The 17,602-nt window shown below is 74.5% G+C and carries 16 protein-coding genes; 8 read left to right on the plus strand and 8 right to left on the minus strand.

Features of this window, described 5'->3' with window-relative positions; genetic code table 11:
- The first annotated feature begins 5 nt into the window (after positions 1-5).
- Entirely contained in the window at positions 6-674 is a 669-nt protein-coding gene (locus tag ACH34T_RS22650) for a DUF1707 domain-containing protein (protein WP_395994197.1), read from the plus strand.
- Between the two features lie 18 nt (positions 675-692).
- On the opposite strand, the gene ACH34T_RS22655 is transcribed toward ACH34T_RS22650, so the two are convergent.
- On the minus strand, positions 693-1,391 hold the full coding sequence (locus tag ACH34T_RS22655) for a TetR/AcrR family transcriptional regulator (protein WP_395994198.1): 699 nt from the start codon (positions 1,389-1,391) through the stop codon (positions 693-695).
- A 103-nt stretch (positions 1,392-1,494) separates the two neighbouring features.
- Here ACH34T_RS22655 and ACH34T_RS22660 point away from each other — a divergent pair, with 103 nt between their 5' ends.
- Positions 1,495-2,508: an alcohol dehydrogenase catalytic domain-containing protein gene (locus ACH34T_RS22660; RefSeq protein ID WP_395994199.1), complete on the plus strand. Its 1,014-nt coding sequence runs from the start codon at positions 1,495-1,497 to the stop codon at positions 2,506-2,508.
- Here the strand turns inward: ACH34T_RS22660 and ACH34T_RS22665 are convergent.
- Positions 2,492-3,889 (minus strand): amidase, encoded by a 1,398-nt coding sequence (locus tag ACH34T_RS22665; RefSeq protein ID WP_395994200.1) that lies wholly within the window; start codon positions 3,887-3,889, stop codon positions 2,492-2,494. The two genes, ACH34T_RS22660 and ACH34T_RS22665, sit on opposite strands and share 17 nt — an antisense overlap.
- Before the next feature lie 2 nt (positions 3,890-3,891).
- Complete coding sequence (locus tag ACH34T_RS22670) at positions 3,892-4,914, minus strand: D-2-hydroxyacid dehydrogenase (protein ID WP_395994201.1); 1,023 nt, start codon at positions 4,912-4,914, stop codon at positions 3,892-3,894.
- A 305-nt stretch (positions 4,915-5,219) separates the two neighbouring features.
- On the opposite strand from ACH34T_RS22670, the gene ACH34T_RS22675 reads away from it, so the two are divergent.
- The 5 genes from ACH34T_RS22675 (at position 5,220) to ACH34T_RS22695 (ending at position 9,332) form a co-directional block, all read left to right on the plus strand.
- Positions 5,220-5,702, plus strand: a complete 483-nt coding sequence (locus tag ACH34T_RS22675) for a DUF3830 family protein (protein WP_395994249.1) — start codon at positions 5,220-5,222, stop codon at positions 5,700-5,702.
- A 16-nt stretch (positions 5,703-5,718) separates the two neighbouring features.
- Positions 5,719-6,480 carry an Asp/Glu racemase gene (locus ACH34T_RS22680; RefSeq protein WP_395994250.1) on the plus strand — a complete coding sequence of 254 codons (762 nt, stop codon included), beginning with the start codon at positions 5,719-5,721 and terminating at the stop codon, positions 6,478-6,480.
- A 29-nt stretch (positions 6,481-6,509) separates the two neighbouring features.
- Positions 6,510-7,307, plus strand: coding sequence for a maleate cis-trans isomerase (locus ACH34T_RS22685; protein WP_395994202.1), 798 nt, complete (start codon positions 6,510-6,512; stop codon positions 7,305-7,307).
- A 17-nt stretch (positions 7,308-7,324) separates the two neighbouring features.
- Positions 7,325-7,984: a GntR family transcriptional regulator gene (locus ACH34T_RS22690; protein ID WP_395994203.1), complete on the plus strand. Its 660-nt coding sequence runs from the start codon at positions 7,325-7,327 to the stop codon at positions 7,982-7,984.
- A 94-nt stretch (positions 7,985-8,078) separates the two neighbouring features.
- On the plus strand, positions 8,079-9,332 hold the full coding sequence (locus ACH34T_RS22695; RefSeq protein WP_395994204.1) for an aspartate aminotransferase family protein: 1,254 nt from the start codon (positions 8,079-8,081) through the stop codon (positions 9,330-9,332).
- Between the two features lie 52 nt (positions 9,333-9,384).
- Here ACH34T_RS22695 and ACH34T_RS22700 read toward each other — a convergent pair whose 3' ends face one another.
- Positions 9,385-10,530 (minus strand): CaiB/BaiF CoA transferase family protein, encoded by a 1,146-nt coding sequence (locus ACH34T_RS22700; RefSeq protein ID WP_395994205.1) that lies wholly within the window; start codon positions 10,528-10,530, stop codon positions 9,385-9,387.
- Positions 10,531-10,630: 100 nt separating this feature from the next.
- A complete protein-coding gene (locus ACH34T_RS22705) occupies positions 10,631-12,109 on the minus strand; it encodes a hypothetical protein (RefSeq protein WP_395994206.1) in 1,479 nt (492 codons plus the stop codon).
- 425 nt (positions 12,110-12,534) lie between these two features.
- Here ACH34T_RS22705 and ACH34T_RS22710 point away from each other — a divergent pair, with 425 nt between their 5' ends.
- Positions 12,535-14,298, plus strand: coding sequence for a protein kinase (locus ACH34T_RS22710; RefSeq protein ID WP_395994207.1), 1,764 nt, complete (start codon positions 12,535-12,537; stop codon positions 14,296-14,298).
- Here ACH34T_RS22710 and ACH34T_RS22715 read toward each other — a convergent pair.
- From ACH34T_RS22715 to ACH34T_RS22725, 3 genes are all read right to left on the minus strand, one after another.
- Positions 14,295-16,370: a fibronectin type III domain-containing protein gene (locus ACH34T_RS22715; RefSeq protein WP_395994208.1), complete on the minus strand. Its 2,076-nt coding sequence runs from the start codon at positions 16,368-16,370 to the stop codon at positions 14,295-14,297. The two genes, ACH34T_RS22710 and ACH34T_RS22715, sit on opposite strands and share 4 nt — an antisense overlap.
- Positions 16,371-16,459: 89 nt before the next feature.
- Positions 16,460-17,398, minus strand: a complete 939-nt coding sequence (locus tag ACH34T_RS22720; RefSeq protein ID WP_395994209.1) for a threonine/serine dehydratase — start codon at positions 17,396-17,398, stop codon at positions 16,460-16,462.
- Complete coding sequence (locus tag ACH34T_RS22725) at positions 17,395-17,595, minus strand: hypothetical protein (RefSeq protein ID WP_395994210.1); 201 nt, start codon at positions 17,593-17,595, stop codon at positions 17,395-17,397. The genes ACH34T_RS22720 and ACH34T_RS22725 overlap by 4 nt, the downstream gene beginning before the upstream one ends.
- Positions 17,596-17,602: the final 7 nt, after the last annotated feature.

Here is a 17,602-nt window from a genome sequence, read left to right on the forward strand (position 1 = left end):
TGGGCATGACGAACCTCCCCGAGCCCGCCGGGACCCCCGGCCCGCCGGAGATGCGCGCCGGCGACGCGGACCGCGAGCGCGTCGCGCAGGTGCTGCGCGAGGCGGCCGGCGACGGGCGGCTGACGCTGGCGGAGCTCGACGAGCGGCTCGACGCGGTGTACGCGGCCAAGACCTACGGGGAGCTGGAGCCGATCACCCGCGACCTGCCGGCGCCCGGCACGGCGATGCCCCCGGCCCCGGCGGCCGGGGCGTCCGGGCCCGACTGGAGCCCGGTGCAGGGCGCGCCGACGTGGAAGACCGGGGTCGGCATCATGAGCGGGTTCACCCGGGCGGGCGTGTGGAACGTCCCCCGGAGGTTCCGGGCGTTCGCGTTCTGGGGCGGCGGCAAGATCGACCTGCGCGAGGCGCGGTTCGACGAGCCGGTGACCACGATCCGCGCGCTCGCGATCATGGGCGGGTTCGAGGTCATCGTCCCGGACGACATCACCGTGCACGTCAAGGGGCTCGGGATCATGGGCGGGTTCGACAACCGCGCCAGCGGGCCCGGCGCGCCCGGCTCGCCGACGGTCGTCGTCAAAGGCCTGGCGTTCTGGGGCGGCGTCGGCGTGAAGCGCCGCAGGTCGAGCAGGCAGAAGCGGCGCGAGAAGGAGCTGAAGCGCCCCAAGGGCGACTGACGCCCGGAGCTCCGGAGGCTAGGGGGCCGCGCCGGCGATGCGGTCGAGCCATTCGCCGAGCATCGCCGTCTCCGCCGCGGTCAGCCCCGGCGGGGGTTCGGCGCGCAGCGCGGCGCGCAGGGCCACGGCGCGGGCGGCGGCGGCCGAGGGCGTCCCGTCCTCCGGCTCGCCGGACGGGACGGTGACCGCGGCGAGGACCGCCTCCCGCGTCCGGGCCGACAGCTCGCCGTCGCCCTCGCCGGCGATCAGCGCCAGCGTGACCCCGGCCCCGGCGGCGTGGATCATCGCGGCGGCGGTGTCGACGGGGACGCGGAGCCGTCCGGCGCGGGCGACGGCGCCGACCAGCCCGAGCAGGATGTCGTGCGCCTCCTTCACGACGGGCGGCTGGCGGGACGCCCCGTACATCAGCGTGTAGAACGCGGGGTTCGTCCGGCCGTACCCGACGTGCAGGTCCCAGCCGTGCCGCAGGTCGTCGACCGGGTCGCCCGTGCTCTCCTGCGCGCGCTTGCTCGCGAGGTACTCCTCGAACCCGTACGCGGCGACGGCGTCGAACAGTCCCTGCTTGTCGCCGAAGTAGTGGTAGAGCGTCGGCGCGCCGACCCCGGCGGCGGTGCAGACGGCGCGCGTCGAGACGGGTTCGCCGCCCGCCTCGTTGAGCAGCCGCGCGGCCGCGCGGACGATCCGCTCCCGCGTTCCGGGGTCCTTCTGAGCAGTCACAACATCGATGTTACAGAGATCGGCCGAGCGCTGCTTGCGGTCGCAGAAATCATCGCTATAGTTAGATCTATATCAACGCTATGAGAGATGGGGGGACGCAACCATGCGCAGCGCCGTTCTTTCCGCACCGGGCAAGCCGCTGGACGTCGTCGAGCGCGCGGTGCCCGAACCGGGGCCGGGCGAGATCCTGGTGAAGGTCACCGCGTGCGGGATGTGCTTCTCCGAGATCAACCACTGGCGGGGCCACTACCCGTTCGGGACGTTCCCGACCGTCCCCGGGCACGAGATCAGCGGCGTCGTCGCCGCGCTCGGCCAGGGCGTCGACTGGCCGGAGGCCGGCACCCCGGTCGGCGCGTCCTGGGTGCACGCGTCCTGCGGGCGCTGCGACCAGTGCGCGCGCGGCGACCAGATCCTCTGCACCGGAGCGCCCCGGCAGGCGACGGGCGTCAACCGCGACGGCGGCTACACCGAGTACTTCGTGGGCCGCGCCGGTTTCGTCACCCCCCTGCCGGACGGCTTCGACCCGGTCGCGGGCGCCCCGCTGATGTGCGCCGGGATCACCGCGTTCACCGGCCTCCGGCGGGCCGGCGCCACGGCCGGATCGAAGGTCGCCGTGGTCGGCACCGGCGGCGTGGGGACGCTGGCCGTCCGGTTCGCCGCCGCGATGGGCGCCCGGGTCGCCGTCGTGTCCCGGACGCGCCGCGCCGAGCGGCGGTCCCTGGACGCCGGCGCCGAACTGTTCGTCGCGACCGCCGACCAGGACCCGGCCGAGGCGCTGCGGGCCTGGGGCGGCGCGGACCTGGTGATGAACACCGCGCCCAGCACCGGGACCGGGCTGGCGGCCTTCGACGGGCTGCGTCCCGACGGCACGCTGCTCTACATCGGCTTCGACGCCGGGAACGTCACCCTGCCCCCGATCGGGCTCGTCCTGGACCGGAGGCGGGTGATGGGCGTGCCGTCCGGCTCCCCGCACGACCTGCGGGACACGCTCGGCTTCGCCGTCGCGCACGGGATCGTCCCGGAGGTCACGCCCGTCACGCTGGACGACGCGCCCCGCGTCCTCACCGAGATGGACGAGGGCAGGCACCAGGGCCGCGCCGTCATCGCGTTCGGGTGAACCGCTTCCAGGGCCGCGCCTTCTCGTAGGCGGCGCAGGCGGCCATGACCAGGGCGTCGGCGTGGCGGGCGCCGACGACCTGGAGGCCGATCGGCAGGCCACCGGACGTGAACCCGCACGGCAGGCTCGCGGCGGGCTGCTGCGTCATGTTGAACGGGTAGGTGAACGGGGTCCAGCTCGTCCAGCGGCGGGCCGCCGACCCGGGCGGGACCTCGACGCCCGCCTCGAACGCGGCGATCGGCATCGTCGGGGTGAGCAGCAGGTCGTACCGCTCGTGGAACAGGCCCATGAGGCGCCCCAGGTCCATGCGGCGGGCCGTCGCGGTCAGGTACTCGACGGCCGAGTACCGCGCGCCCTGCCCGCAGATCTCCCGCAGCCCGGGGTCGAGCCGCGCGCGGGCCTCGGGCGACAGCCTCTCCACGACCTTGGCGGCGCCCGCGAACCACAGGACCTCGAACTCCTCGACCGGGTCGGCGAAGCCGGGATCGGCCTGCTCGACCTTGGCGCCGAGCTCGGTGAACGCCTCGGCGGCGGCCGCGACGGACGCCGCGATCTCCGGATCGACCTCCGCGAACCCGAGGTCGGGGCTGAACGCGATGCGCAGGCCGGTCAGGTCGTCCGGGCCGACGTCGGCGAACGTCACGTCCGGCGGGGGCAGCGCCGACCAGTCGCGGCCGTCGGCGCCGCAGACCGCGTCGAGCAGCAGCGCCGCGTCCGCGACCGTGTTGGTCATCGGGCCGGTGTGCGCGAGCGTCCCGAACGCGCTCGCCGGGTAGTGCGGGATGCGGCCGTAGGTCGGCTTGATGGTGAAGGTGCCGGTGAACGCGGCGGGGATGCGGACCGAGCCGCCGCCGTCCGTGCCGAGCGCGAGCGGGGCCATGCCCGCCGCGACGGCCGCCGCCGCGCCGCCGGACGACCCGCCGGGCGTGCGGGACGGGTCCCACGGGTTGCGGGTGACGCCGTCGACCGGGTTGTCGGTCACGCCCTTCCACGCGAACTCCGGCGTGGTCGTCTTGCCGACGAACACCGCGCCCTGCTCGCGGAGGCGGGCGACGGCCGGGGAGTCCTCGTCCCACGGGCCCGACGGGTCGGCGGTCGCGGAGCCGCGCAGGGTCGGCCAGCCGCGGGTGAGCAGGATGTCCTTGATCGAGACGGGCACGCCGTCCAGCGGGCCGAGCGTCGCGCCGCGCGCCCGGCGGTCCGCCGCGGCGCGGGCCATGTCGAGCGTGGTCTCCTCGTCGACGAGGCAGAACGCGTTGAGCTCGCGGTCGTCCCGCGCGATGCGGGCGAGGACGGCCTCGGCGGCCTCCACCGGCGAGAGCGTCCCGGCCCCGTACGCGTCGAGCAGTTCGGTCGCGGTCAGGTCGGCCGCGTCGGTCATGGCTACCCCCTCTGGAACGCGCCGGCGTGCGCGCCGGCCTGGGAGCCGACGTAGCCGAGCCGCTTGTCCACGACGTTGCGCAGCGGACGGCCGGACACGTAGCGGCCGAGGTTGTCGGCGAACAGCCGGACCAGCTCGTCCCGCCAGCCGGCCACGTCGCCCGACATGTGCGGGGAGACGATCACGTTCGGCATGTCCCACAGCGGCGACGAGGACGGGAGCGGCTCGTCCTCGAACACGTCGAGCGCCGCGCCCGCGATGCGGCCGTCGAGCAGCGCCTTGACGAGGTCGGCCTCGGCCACCAGCGCGCCGCGCCCCACGTTGACGAGCCGCGCGGACGGGCGCATCCGGTCCAGCGCCGCGGTGTCGATCATGCCGCGGGTCTGCGGGGTGAGCGGCGCCGCCAGGATCACGTAGTCGGCGGTGGTGAGCAGCTCGTCCAGCCGGTCCACCGGGCGGACGGCGCCGAAGTCGGGATCGGCGTCGCGGGCGGTGCGGCCCGCGCCGGAGACGGCCAGTCCCGCGGCCGACAGGCGGCGGGCGATCGCCCGGCCGATCGGGCCGGTGCCGACGACCAGCGCGCGGGCGCCGGTGATCCCCTCGGTCTCGCGGTGCCGCCAGCGCCGCTCCCCCTGGAGCCGGACGGTCGTGTGCAGATCTTTCGCGAACGCGAGCACCAGCCCGAGCACGTATTCCGCTATCGGCTCGTCGAAGACCCCGCGCGAGTTGGTGACGACGGCGTCGCCCTCGACCAGGCCGGGGAACAGCAGCCGGTCGACCCCGGCGCTCGCGATGTGCACCCAGCCCGGCCCGCCGCCGGACGGCCACGCATCGGCCAGGGCGTCGGACAGGAAGTCCCACATGAAAAGGACGTCCGCGCCGGGAAGGGCGTCCGCGAGCTCCGGCTCGCGCACGTACCGGACGCGTCCGAGGCGCTCCACGGCGGCCATACCGGGCGGCGGGACGTCCCCCGTCAGCACCACCACGTCGGGCGGCCCGCCGGGTGCGGGCGGAACATGCTCCATCGGCGCCACTTCCAGGTGTGCGGATTCTTGCGCGTGCGGATTTTTACACGAAGGCATCTTGGGGAGGCATTGACACGCTAGGAACCGTTCGTAGGATTGTCAACAATCAGCGTGGTGCACCGCGTCCCCGGTCACCGCACTGAGACGTGTGCTGCAAGACCGTCGCAACCCGCTGCCCACGCAAGGCCAGGACGGATCCCAGAGCGCTCTAACAGCTCCTCCTGGAGCCAAACACGGAGAGTCCTTTCGGGTGGCGACGCCTTCGCCCACCCCTGTGCACGGGGAGGTCCAGCATGCCCAAGCTCATGACCATCACACTGGAGCGCCGCGGCGTCTCGTGCGTCGCGGAACTGCTGGAGAAGGACGCACCGCGGACCTGCGAGGCGGTCTGGCGGGCCCTGCCCCTCGGCGGCGACGCCTACCACGCCAAGTACGCCCGCAACGAGGTGTACACGATGGTCGAGCGGTTCTCCGAGGAAGAGGTCGGCCTGGAGAACCCCACCGTCACCCCGATTCCGGGCGACGTCGTCTACTTCTCGTTCGCCGGCGGCATGCTCGACCGGCGGTTCAAGGAGGAGAAGAACATCCACGCCCTGCCCGGCGTCATCGATCTCGCGATCTTCTACGGCCGCAACAACCTGCTGCTGAACGGCGACGTCGGCTGGGTGCCGGGCAACGTGTACGCGACCATCGTCGACGGCCTCGACCGGATGGCCGAGGCCTGCAACGACGTCTGGCGCTCCGGCGGGGTCGGCGAGCGCCTGGTCTACGCCCGTGCAGACTCTTAGAGCGGTGGCCACGCACATGACATTCGACCCGACGCTGGTCGTCGGCCCCGAGCTGCTCGCCCAGCACGGCGTGGGCGTGGTCGCGCCGTTCGACTTCGCCCTCGACCGCGAGCTGTGGCGGTGGACGCCCGACGACGTGTCCCTGTTCATGACCCGGCTGCCGTACGTGCCGGTGCCGGTCACCGTCGAGATGGCGTCCGCGCTGTCGGACCAGTCGATCGTCCGGCAGGCCACGCGGGACGTCCTGGCCCCCGAGCCGCTCGCCGTCGCCTACGCCTGCGCCTCCGGCAGCTTCATCCGCGGCAAGGCGGGCGAGCTGCAGCTGCACCAGACGATGCTGTCGGCGGGCGCGCCGGTGTCGACGACGACGTCCGGCGCGCTGGTGGAGTCGCTGCGGCTGCTCAACGTCAACCGGATCGCGGTCGTCACCCCGTACATCGACGCGGTCACCGAACGGCTCGTCTCGTTCCTGGACGAGTACGGCATCGAGGTCGTGTCGTCCGTCGGGATGGGGCTGCTCAGCCACATCTGGAAGGTCGGCTACGGCGAGATCGTGTCGGCGGTGTCGGCGGTCGACGGCCCGGAGGCCGAGGCCGTGTACATCAGCTGCACGAACGTGCCCACCTACGACATCATCGCCCCGCTGGAACAGATGATCGGCAAGCCGGTCCTCACCGCCAACCAGGTCACGATGTGCACGGCGCTGCGCGCCATGGGCCGGTCGGCGGCCGGCCCGGGGCAGTCGCTGGTGCAGCTGGCCCCGTCCACGGCCGCCTGATCGCCATGAGCGTTAGGATTGCTGATTCCATGCACCAGAACGGGTTGAGCGCCGGTTTCCTCTACCCCGGTCACAGCGCCGAGGACGACTACCCGGCCATCGAGCGGGCCCTGGGCGACGTGCGCCTGCCGGTCGTGCACACGCTGATGCGCGAGGACGCCCACCGCGTCGACGCGCTGCTCGACATCGGCGGCTCCGACGTCCTCGGCGACGGCGCGAGCGCGCTGCGCGGCCTGGGCGTCCAGGCGGCCGTGTGGGCCTGCACCAGCGGGAGCTTCGTGTTCGGCTGGGACGGCGCCGAGCGGCAGGTCGCGGGCGTCGCCGAGGCGGCGGGCGTGCCGGCGTCGAGCACGTCGTTCGCGTTCGTGAACGCGGCGCGCGCGCTCGGCCTGACCCGGGTCGCGATCGCGGCGACCTACCCGTCCGACGTCGCCGAGCGGTTCGTCGCGTTCCTCGGCCACGCCGGCGTCGAGGCGGTGGCGCTGTCCTGCCGGGGCATCATCACCGCCGCCGAGGTCGGCACCCTCGGCCGCGACGAGGTGCTCGCGTTCGTCGCGGCCAACGACCATCCGGACGCCGAGGCGGTGCTGGTGCCCGACACCGCGCTGCACACCGTGTCCTGGCTCGACGAGCTGGAGGCCCGCGTCGGCAAGCCGGTGCTGACCGCCAACCAGGTGAGCGTGTGGGAGGGGCTGCGGCTCGCGTCCGGCCCCGGGGGGATCTCGCCGCGCACCGGGCTGGGCCGGCTGTTCGCCGTCCCCGCAGCCGTCTCCGCCGGCGCCGCCGGGCCGGGCTCCGAGCAGGGACGACATACCTCGCAGCTATGACGAAAGGGGCCCGCGGCATGGGCCGTTTGGGTGAGCTGGAACCTGTCCCCCGCAAGTCGACCGTCGAGATCGTCTCGGACGAGCTGCGCTCGGCGATCATGTACGGGTCGCTGGAGCCCGGTGCGCAGCTCGGCGAGGCCGAGCTGGCCGGGCGGCTCGGCATCAGCCGCGGCCCGTTGCGCGAGGCGATGCAGCGGCTCGTCCAGGAGGGCCTGCTGGTCAGCGAGCCGCACCGCGGGCTGTTCGTGATCACCCTGGACGAGGGCGACGTGGAGGACGTCTACCTCGCCCGGCTCGCGATCGAGCGCGAGGCCTGCCAGCTGATCATGGAGCGGAACCGCGGGGAGGCGGTGGCCCGGCTCACCGACGCCCTGGACGCCCTGGTCGACGCGGCGAGCGAGCGCGACCGGATCGCGATGAGCGACGCCGACCAGGCGTTCCACGAGGTGCTCGTCAGCTCGTCGGGCAGCCCGCGGCTGGAGCGGATGGCGCACACCCTGCTGGTCGAGACCCGGATGTGCCTGAACGCGCTGCAGGACACCTATCCGGAGCCGTCGGAGCTGGTCGAGGAGCACCGGCGGCTGGTCGACGCGATCGGCGACGGCGAGGAGGACCGGCTGCTGACCCTCATCGAGGAGCACATGACCGACTCCATCGACCGGCTCCGCGTCTCCTAGCACCCCGCGGGCCGGCTGGACATCGAGGCCGGAGCCCGCCTACATTGCAGATTGTCGACAATCTACCGGACGGACCGGAAGGACCAGAGGACGCATGGCAACGCTGTCTCCCCTGCTCAAGCAGGCGACCCCAGTCCTGGCCGAGCGCGGCGAGGGCGTCTACCTCTACGACACCGAAGGCCGCCGGCATCTGGACTTCACCGCCGGAATCGGCGTCACCAGCACCGGCCACTGCCACCCGCGCGTGGTCGAGGCCGCGCAGAAGCAGGTCGGCACCCTGATCCACGGGCAGTACACGACCGTGATGCACGAGCCGCTGCTGCGGCTGACCGAGGCGCTCGGCGAGGTGCTGCCCGAGGGCCTCGACTCGCTGTTCTACCTGAACAGCGGCAGCGAGGCCGTCGAGGCGTCCATCCGGCTGGCCCGGCACGCCACCGGACGGCAGAACATCGTCGTCTTCCACGGCTCGTTCCACGGCCGGACGATGGGCGCCGCCGCGCTCACCACGGCGGGCACCAAGTTCCGCGCCGGGATCGGCCCGCTGATGCCCGGCGCCGCCATCGCGCCGTTCCCGCAGGCCTACCGCTACGGGTGGTCCGAGGAGGAGGCGACCCGGTTCGCCCTCCGCGAGCTGGACTACCTCCTCGTCACCGCGAGCCCCGCCTCCGATACGGCCGCTTTCGTCGTGGAACCCGTGCTCGGCGAGGGCGGCTACATCCCGGCGCCTCCCGCCTTCCTGGAGGGACTGCGGGAGCGCGCCGACCGGCACGGCATCCTGCTGATCGTGGACGAGGTCCAGACCGGCTTCGGCCGGACGGGCCGCTTCTGGGGCCACGAGCACGCGGCGGCGCGTCCCGACGTCCTCATCACCGCCAAGGGCCTGGCCAGCGGGTTCCCGCTGTCGGCGATCGCCGCGCCCACCGCGCTGATGGAGAAGGCCCGCCCCGGCTCGCAGGGCGGCACCTACGGCGGCAACGCGGTCGCCTGCGCCGCCGCGCTCGCGACGCTGCGGGTCGTCCAGGACGAGGACCTCGTCGGCAACTCCGCCCGGCAGGGCGCGCGGCTGAACGACGGCCTCCGCAAGGTCGCCGCCGACCATCCGGTGATCGGGGACGTGCGCGGCCTCGGGCTGATGCAGGCCGCCGAGTTCACGACCCCGGGCGGCGAGCCCGACGCCGAGACGGCGCAGCGGGCGCACAAGGCCGCCACTGAGCGGGGCCTGCTGCTGCTGACGTGCGGCGCGTACGGCAACGTCGTCCGGATGATCCCGCCGCTGATCGTCACCGAGGCGCAGATCGAAGACGCGCTCGGCCTCTGGTCGGCGGCCGTCACGGACGCCGTCCGCTGAGCCCTCGCGGCGTCCTGGCGCCCGTCGCCACCGCGAACGGGGATGAGGCGGGTCAGGCCTGGGCTACGGCGCCTTCCTTGAGGAGGGTCTCGGCGTCGTCGAAGCCTAGGTCGGCCAAGACGGCGCGGGTCTGGCCGCCCGGGAGGACGGGGACGCCGTCCGTCTCGGCGGGCGTACGGGAGAATCGGGGCGCCGGGGCCGGCTGACGGTGCCCCGCGAGGGCCGGGAAGACGTCCCGGGACGTGTTGTACGGGTGCTCGGCCGCCTCCGTCATCGACAGGACGGGCGCCACGCACGCGTCGCTCGGGACGAAGACCTCCGTCCACTCGTCGCGGGTCCTCGTGCGGAAGACGGCGGCGAAGCGGTCGCGGAGGACGGGCCAGCCCGCGCGGTCGTGCTGGGCGGGCAGGTCCTCGCCGTCCAGGCCGAGGAGGCGGAGGAACTCGGCGTAGAACTGCGGCTCTATGGCACCGACGGCCATGTGCCGGCCGTCGGACGTCTCGTACACGTCGTACCAGGGGGCGCCGGTGTCGAGTATGTTGACGCCGCGGCGGTCCTCCCAGAGGCCGCCCGCGAGGAAGCCGTGGACGAACGTGGACAGGTGCGCGGCGCCGTCCACGATGGCGGCGTCGACGACCTGCCCGCGGCCGCTCGTCCTCGACTCCAGGAGCGCGGACAGGACACCGACGACCAGGTACATGCTGCCGCCCGCGAAGTCGCCGAGCAGGTTGATCGGGACCTGCGGCGGGCCGTCCGCGCGGCCGATGGCGTGCAGGGCGCCGGTGACGGCGATGTAGGCGACGTCGTGCCCGGCGGTCGCGGACAGCGGGCCCTCCTGGCCCCAGCCGGTCATGCGGCCGTAGACGAGCCGCGGGTTGCGGGCGAGGCAGTCGTCCGGGCCGACGCCGAGCCGCTCGGTGACGCCGGGCCTGAACCCCTCGATGAGCACGTCGGACCTCTCGACCAGGCGGAGCACGACGTCCCTGCCGCGGTCGCTCTTGAGGTCGACCGCGATGGAGCGCTTGCCGCGGTTGGTGAAGTCGGTGCCGCCCGCGCTCGCGCCGTCGCGGACGGCCGACGCGCGGTCCACCCGGATGACGTCGGCGCCGAGGTCGGCCAGCAGCATCGCGGCGAACGGCCCGGGACCGATCCCGGCCAGCTCGATCACCCGCACTCCGGAGAGGGGCCCGTTGCCCATCAGCGACTCCCTGAATCTCGTTCGGCCTCCAGTGTGCCCGATCCCGGTAAGTGCGTCCTGACCCGGGGCGCGTATCGGGGGGCCGTTCAGCGGGCGCGCCTCAGCGGGCGGTGAGGGTGATCGGGGCGGTGCGGGCGCCGGGCGCGACGAGGAGGCGGTTCCGCGTGGTCGCCCGGTCGACGCCCTTCGCGTGCGGGACGAGTCCGCGCCCGGCGGCGGCCAGGTAGTACCAGCGGCCGTCCGGTGACCGCCACCAGGTCCCGCTCACCGGACGGCGGGCGTCGCACGGGCCCGTGGCCCGGTCCTTGGCGGCGAGCAGCGTCGCGCGGGCGGTGGCGCCGCCGCCGGTGTGGGTCATGCGGGTGCACACCCAGTCGGCGTGCTTCCCGCCGTGCGGGAGCGGTCCCGACCAGAAGTTCCACGCCATCGCCTCGGCGACCGGCTTGGACGTGCGTGTCTGGCAGGCCAGCCGGTTCCAGATCTTCTGGCCTTCCGAGCCGAGCCGGGCGGGCGGCTCCGTCCGGGCCGGGCGGGCGGCGGGCGAGCGGTAGGTGAGGACGGCGGCGCGCGGGCCGCCGAGGTCGCCGACCGTCCTCGTGCCGAGGTGGAAGAGCGGGCCGCGACCGCAGCCGGTGCGGGCGCGGGCCGGTGCGGTCACGCCGGACGACGTCGCGAGCCGTCCTCCCGCGAGGGTCGCGGGCGACCGGGCGTCCCAGGGGGCGAGGAGGTAGCGGCCGCCGCCGAGCGCGATCGGGGCGGACGGGTCGTCCCCGGCGGCGGTGACGTCGAGGCCGCGCGGCGTGTACCGGGCGAGGCTGTCGCCGTGCCGCAGCACGGCGAGGGGCACGCCGCCGACGCGGCCCGCGTAGAGGAGCCGCGGGACGCCGCCGGGACGGCGGGCGGCGGGCGCGGCCTCCCACGCGGCGACGGCGCGTCCGGTGAACGCGCGGTCGCGGACGAGGTCGCCGCGGGCGGGCCAGGCGTCGAGGGTGCGGTCGCGCGTCCAGGCGTCCGGCGCGGCGGAGACGAGGCGCGGGCCGCGGGCCGCGGGCACCGGCGGCTCATCGCGGCCCGTCACCACCAGCGCGGCGACCAGGGCGGCGGTGAGGGCGCCGGCGGCGGCGAGCGGCACCGCCGAGCGGGTCCGGACGGGACGGAGCGCGGGCTCGAACCGCCCGGACCGCCGGACGCCGGGCGTCGGGACGTCGTCGGCGGCGCGGATCACCGGCCACGGGTCGCGGACGCGCAGCTCGATCAGCTGGTCCCGGACGGCGTACCGCGGCATGCCCTCCAGATGGTGCAGCACGTACGCGACCCGGACGTGCGGGTCGAGCCTGGCCAGCGCGGCGGTGAGCGCGGGGTCGGGCAGCTGCGCGGGCAGCGCGCGGAGCCAGGGCCCGAGCCCGATCCGGAGCCGCCGGGACGGGCGCAGCGCCCGGCGCAGCACGCGGGTGCGGCGGCGGGCGAACCCGGCGGGCGAGCGGTCGCGGGCGCCGCGGGCGGTGCCGTCCACGATCCGGCGCGCGATCGCCAGCCGGTAGACGCGCTTGCCCTTCCCCGGCAGTACGAAATACGCCATCCGGACAAGGTCGCAATATGCCGAATTCGTGGTCGGCGTCTCCGTCTCCGGATTCGCCAGGACATCGTCCGTCACGGCGGGCCACTCCCTCTGCGGCGTTCCTTCGTCGCGGAGCTCGAGGTTAGGACGCGCGGGAACACCGCTGACGCGGAATTGGGAGAACGATTAATCGGCCTATTGAAAATGGCCGCCGATCCCTTTGCGGACGCGGCGCGGGCGCGGGCGTCCGGGCGCGGGCGGCGGGCGTGCCGCGGCGGACCGTTCGGGCGAGAGGCACCGCGCCCGTTTCGTCCCCGTACTACGCTGGTGACCTCCGGGGGAACCGCCCCGGGCCGCAGGACATCGAAAGATCGCGCCCCCCGCCGCGACCCGGACGAGCAACGGAGAAGGACGTCCCGACCCATGAGCCCCCTGACCTTCCGCCCATGAGCGAGGACGTTCCGGGCTACCGGGTGCTGGAGCAGGTCGGCGAGGGCGGCTTCAGCGTCGTGTACCGCGCCCACCAGGAGCACCTCGACCGGATGGTCGCGCTGAAGGTCCTGTCGATCGGGTCCGTCGACGACGCGGCGATGCGGCGCTTCCAGCGGGAGAGCAAGATCACCGGCCGGCTGTCCGGCCACCCCAACATCGTGACCGTGCTGGACACCGGCACCACCCGCTCCGGCCGCCCCTACATCGCGATGGAGTACTTCGAGCACGGCGCGCTCACCGACCGGCTCGCGCGGGAGGGGCCGCTGCCCGTCGCGGACGTGCTGCGCATCGGGGTGAAGATGGCGGGCGCGCTCGCCGCCACCCATGAGACCGACGTCCTGCACCGCGACGTCAAGCCGCAGAACGTGCTGCTGTCGCGGTACGGGGAGCCGGCGCTCGCCGACTTCGGCATCGCGCGCCTCGTCGACACCTTCGACGCCACCCACACGCAGGCGTTCACGCCGCACCACGCGGCGCCGGAGGTGCTGGAGGGGCGGCAGCCGGGCGTCGGCTCCGACATCTACTCGCTCGGCTCGACCCTGTACCAGCTCCTCGCCGGCCAGCCCGCGTTCAAGGGCCCGCCCGGCGAGGGCATCGCGCCGCTGATGCTGCGGATCCTGAACGACGCGCCGCCGCCGATCCCGCGCGGCGACGTCCCGCCGCAGGTGTCGGACGTCATCGGACGCTCGATGGCGAAGACGCCCGAGCAGCGGTTCGCGACCGCCGTCGAGTTCGCGCAGGCCCTCCAGGGCGTGCAGGCGGAGCTGGGCCTGCCGGTGACGGACGTGGCGCACAGCAGCGGGTCCGTGCTGCCGGCGCCGCGTCCGGACGGGGGCGGCGGGACCGGGTCGCCGTCGTCGGGCTTCTCCTCGTCCGGTGCCGGGGCGGGGCCGCGGCTCTCGTTCCCGGACGCGTCCGGGCCGCCGCTCGTCCCGGAGTGGGCGCCGACCGCGCTGGGGCCGTCCGCGCCGTCCAGGCCGGCGGCGTCGTCCATGCCGTCCGTGCCCGCCGCGCCGCGGGCCCAGGCGCCCGCCGCGCCCGCGCCGCCGTCCCCGTGGCATCCCGACGGCACCCCGCCGCACACGCCGGACGCGCTCCTCCCGCAGGACGCCCCAGCGCCGCGGCCTGGCGGCGACCCGTGGGCGACCGGCGCCCGCACGACGCCGCACACCACACCGCACGCGAACCCGCAGCGGCTCACCCAGGACCAGCCGGGCGACGGCCCGCGCCGCGGCCTGATCGTCGCGGCGGGCGTCGCGCTCGCCGGCGGGCTGGCCCTCGGCGTCGGGGCGCTCGCGCTGAGCGGCGACGGGTCGGGCGGCAAGGAGCCGTCCGGGAGCTCACCTGAGCCGTCCACGCCCGCGCCGCAGGGGCAGGCGACGGGCGTCCCGGCGGAGCCGATCACGCCCGCGCAGCTCGCGGCGGCGCGCCCGCGCAAGCTGGTCGCGCGGCCGGTCGGGCGGACGGCCGCGCTCATCTGGACGCTGCCGCCCGCGGCGCGGGAGCTGCCGCTTCTGATCCAGCAGCAGCCCGCGGGCACGACCCCGATCGTGGCGGTCAAGGCCGGCTCCAGCTCGGCGACCGTGCCGGGCCTGCGGCCGAAGACCGCCTACTGCTTCAAGCTCGGCGCCGTGCTGCGCCTCAACGACGGCAGGGCACCGGACGTGTCGTGGTCGGCCCCCGCGTGCATCAACAAGGCGAAGAAGAAGCGGCCCTAGCGGCACTTCCACACGGGGAGCCCGGCGAAGCTCTTCCAGTCGCCCGGCGTGTTGACCAGGTACCCGATGACGTACCCGGTCCTGCCCCCGTAGGTGATCTTGGCGTACAGGTCGCCGGCGAGGGCGTCGTTCCGCTTGTAGTACACGCCCTTCTCCTGGCAGTTCACGGTGACCATCTCGCCGTTGTTGTCGTTCATGGTGGCGACGGTCGTGCCGCCGTTGGCGTCCGGGACGTTCCTGACGTAGCCGTTGGAGTTCTCGTTGCGCTCCACCGGATACCGGGTCGCGGGGCCGGTCAGTCCCGCCTGCCGGGTCGCGCCCGGCCCGGTTCCGGCGCCGTTCACGGCGGCGACCGTGAAGGTGTAGGAGCCGTTCGTCCAGATCTCGCCGAGGGTCGCGGACGTGCCCGCGACCGTCCGGCTGCCCTTGACCGGACCGTCCCAGGCGACCTTGTACGTGGTGGTGTCCGCGCCGGGCGGGGCCGTCCAGGACACCCTCGCCCCGGACGCGGTGGCCTGCGCCTGGAGGCCGGTCGGCGCGCCGGGGGTCACGCACGGCCGGACGGGGTCGCTCGCCGCCGACACCTGTTCGCGCGTCCGGCCGTGGGCGTCCCTGTAGCGGACGGCCACCCGGAACCGGTACTCGCGGCCGCATTCGCCGCCCGTCACCGTGAACGTGAACGGTCCCGCGCCCGCCCCGATCGTCTCCGGCGCGGCCGACAGCCCGGACGGGACGTCCTTCAGCACGTACCCGATGACGCCGTCGCCCTGCGAGGGCTGGAAGTCGACGCGCATCGTCCCCGCGCCGGGCGTGACGGACACGTTCGACGGCGCGCTCGGCGGCTCCCCGGGACGCGGCGGGCGCGGCGCCGACGGCGGCTGCCCGCGCGGCGGCGGGGCGTCCCCGTCGCCGGGCAGCGGGATCGTGCGGCGCTTCGGCCCGCCCGCGACCCTGTCCTTGTATTTGTCGATGCCCTTGTGCACGCCCTGCCGGTCGACGACCACGGCGCGCGGACCGGACGGGTCGTTCGCCCACAGCAGCCCGTCGCGGACGAACACGTCCAGCGTGGACGGCCGTCCCGTCACCGGGATCGGGCGCTGGAACCGGTTGGCGGCGGAGTCGTACACGATCAGGGCCCCGGCGGTCTCGTCCGGGATATAGACCTTCGCGCCGAGCATCTGCGGCGGCCGGTACCGGTGCTTCGGCATCGCCAGCCGCGTGCTGGAGTACCGCCCGGTGTCGGAGTCGACGGTCACCAGGGACCCGGTTCCGGGCACGAGCAGCGGGACGGTCTTGCCCTCGGTGTGCGCGGGGGCGAGCACGCCGCCGCGCCCGGCCTCCCGCACGGTCGTCGGCAGGCCGACGGTGAGCCGCGCCCCGGACGACTTGACGACGGTGGCGGTCGCGGCGGTGGAGTCGGTGACGACGGGGTCGCCGGCCGCGATGGTCAGCGCCAGGCTGTCGCCGGGCGCGCCGACCTTGACGGGCGGCTGGAGGCGTCCGTCTACGAACGCCGACACCTCGCCCTTCTGCGACACCGGCACCCACAGCGCGCCCTGCGCGTCGATCCCGGCCTGCCCGAGGATCGGCGGCAGGGCGGCGGACGCGCCGACCGGGTTCAGCCCGACCGGGTCGATCTGCTGCACGACGCCCTTGACGGAGTCGACCGTGTACGCCTTGCCCGCGCCCGCGAGGACCTGGATGCCCTTGCCGAGAGGGCGGCTCCGCCCGATGTTCAGCTGGGCCGGGTCGAGCCGGCTGACGACGCCCGTGTCGAGGTCGACGAGCAGCACGGTGGATCCGTCCTGGACGACCTCGACGTTGTGGCCGCGCATAGGCGCGACGACGCCGGTCTTGCCGTCCACCTTGCCCGCGAGGCCGTTGACGTGCACGACGATGCCCTTGCTCCGCGCGCTGAGCCAGGCGCCGACGTCGGCGACGCGGTACTTGGCGCTCGCGACGCCGACCCCGTACACGGCGGCGGCGATCCCGAGCACGCCGACGAGCCCCACCGCGACCTGCCCCGTCAGCCGGTCACGCCGGAACAGCACCCACACGCCCGCCCCCCGCACGTTCTGATCACCCTCCCCCCGGTCCGACGGGACAAGGTAGCGGATCAGATCCCGCTGACGCCCGCGTTTCCGCAGGTAAGGGCCTTATGTCAGGTTTCTTGCAGTGCGGCGGCGAACGTGTCGGCGGTGATGTTGCGTCCGGACAGGATCACCACGAGACGGCCCGTGACCTCGGTCTTTCCGGCGAGCACGGCGGCGACGCCGGCTGCGCCCGCGCCCTCGGCGACGAGCCCGTGCTCGCGGAACAGCCAGCGCATCGCCGTCCGGATCTGGTCATCGGTGACGGACGTCAGCCCGGCGTGGCGGCCGATCACCTGGGGAGTCACGCAGCCGGGTTCGAGATTGCCGGTCAGCGCGTCGGCCAGCGACTCGCCGACGCCGACCTCGACGACGCGTCCGGCCGGCACCGACGCGGACACGCCGCGCGACACGGCCGACTCCACGCCGACGAGGCGCACGTCCCCGCGCTCGCGCGCCCACAGGGTGAGCCCGGCGAGGAACCCGCCGCCGCCGACCGGCACGACGACAGTGAGCGGCCCGTCCACCTGCGCGTCGAGCTCCCGCCCGAGGGTGCCCTGGCCCGCGATGACCACCGGGTCGTTGTAGGGCGAGACGTAGTGGCCGGGCAGGGACAGGGCGTGCGCCTCGGCCTCCTCGTAGGTCGTCCCGTGCCGGACGAGCCGCACCGGATGCCCGCCGAGCTTGTCGACCTTCGCCCGCGACGCCCGCGTCGACACGACCACGGTGACGTCCGCGCCGGACCTCGCCGCCGCGTGGCCCATGCCGAGGCCGTGGTTGCCCGCGCTCGCCGTGACGGCCGCGACGCCGTCCGGCAGCGCCGCCAGGGCCGCGAACGCGCCCCTGACCTTGAACGAGCCGGTCGGCTGGAACGTCTCCAGCTTCAGCGCCGCGCCGGGCGCCAGGCCGGGGGACGGCACCAGCGGCGTCGGCGCGAGCTCGGCGGACACGACACGCCAGGCGCGGTCGAGGTCGTCCGGGCCTGGCGGGCGGACGGCGCGCACGCTCACGCCCCCTCGCCGGGCGGCGACTCGCCGAGCCGCTCGTGCAGGCGCCGCCGGACCTCGTCCGGCGTGTAGGCGCGGCGCCGCCGCTCGGACCGGACGATCACGGCCCCGGTCGCCGCCACGCCCAGCACCCCGGCCAGACCCAGCGTTTTCCAAAGACCGGGCGCCTTCCACAACCCCAGCGTTTTCCACCATCGCATCCGGCTA

Origin of the sequence: Actinomadura sp. 9N215, assembly GCF_044326345.1 — a bacterium.
GTDB lineage: Bacteria > Actinomycetota > Actinomycetes > Streptosporangiales > Streptosporangiaceae > Spirillospora.

Excerpts from the sequence above, each read along its gene's own strand:
- ACH34T_RS22650 (WP_395994197.1), top strand. The coding sequence starts at position 6 with ATGACGAACCTCCCCGAGCCCGCCGGGACCCCCGGCCCGCCGGAGATG.
- ACH34T_RS22660 (WP_395994199.1), top strand. The coding sequence starts at position 1,495 with ATGCGCAGCGCCGTTCTTTCCGCACCGGGCAAGCCGCTGGACGTCGTC.
- ACH34T_RS22665 (WP_395994200.1), bottom strand. The coding sequence starts at position 3,889 with ATGACCGACGCGGCCGACCTGACCGCGACCGAACTGCTCGACGCGTAC.
- ACH34T_RS22670 (WP_395994201.1), bottom strand. The coding sequence starts at position 4,914 with ATGGAGCATGTTCCGCCCGCACCCGGCGGGCCGCCCGACGTGGTGGTG.
- ACH34T_RS22675 (WP_395994249.1), top strand. The coding sequence starts at position 5,220 with ATGACCATCACACTGGAGCGCCGCGGCGTCTCGTGCGTCGCGGAACTG.
- ACH34T_RS22680 (WP_395994250.1), top strand. The coding sequence starts at position 5,719 with ATGACATTCGACCCGACGCTGGTCGTCGGCCCCGAGCTGCTCGCCCAG.
- ACH34T_RS22685 (WP_395994202.1), top strand. The coding sequence starts at position 6,510 with ATGCACCAGAACGGGTTGAGCGCCGGTTTCCTCTACCCCGGTCACAGC.
- ACH34T_RS22690 (WP_395994203.1), top strand. The coding sequence starts at position 7,325 with ATGGGCCGTTTGGGTGAGCTGGAACCTGTCCCCCGCAAGTCGACCGTC.
- ACH34T_RS22695 (WP_395994204.1), top strand. The coding sequence starts at position 8,079 with ATGGCAACGCTGTCTCCCCTGCTCAAGCAGGCGACCCCAGTCCTGGCC.
- ACH34T_RS22700 (WP_395994205.1), bottom strand. The coding sequence starts at position 10,530 with ATGGGCAACGGGCCCCTCTCCGGAGTGCGGGTGATCGAGCTGGCCGGG.
- ACH34T_RS22705 (WP_395994206.1), bottom strand. The coding sequence starts at position 12,109 with ATGGCGTATTTCGTACTGCCGGGGAAGGGCAAGCGCGTCTACCGGCTG.
- ACH34T_RS22710 (WP_395994207.1), top strand. The coding sequence starts at position 12,535 with ATGAGCGAGGACGTTCCGGGCTACCGGGTGCTGGAGCAGGTCGGCGAG.
- ACH34T_RS22725 (WP_395994210.1), bottom strand. The coding sequence starts at position 17,595 with ATGCGATGGTGGAAAACGCTGGGGTTGTGGAAGGCGCCCGGTCTTTGG.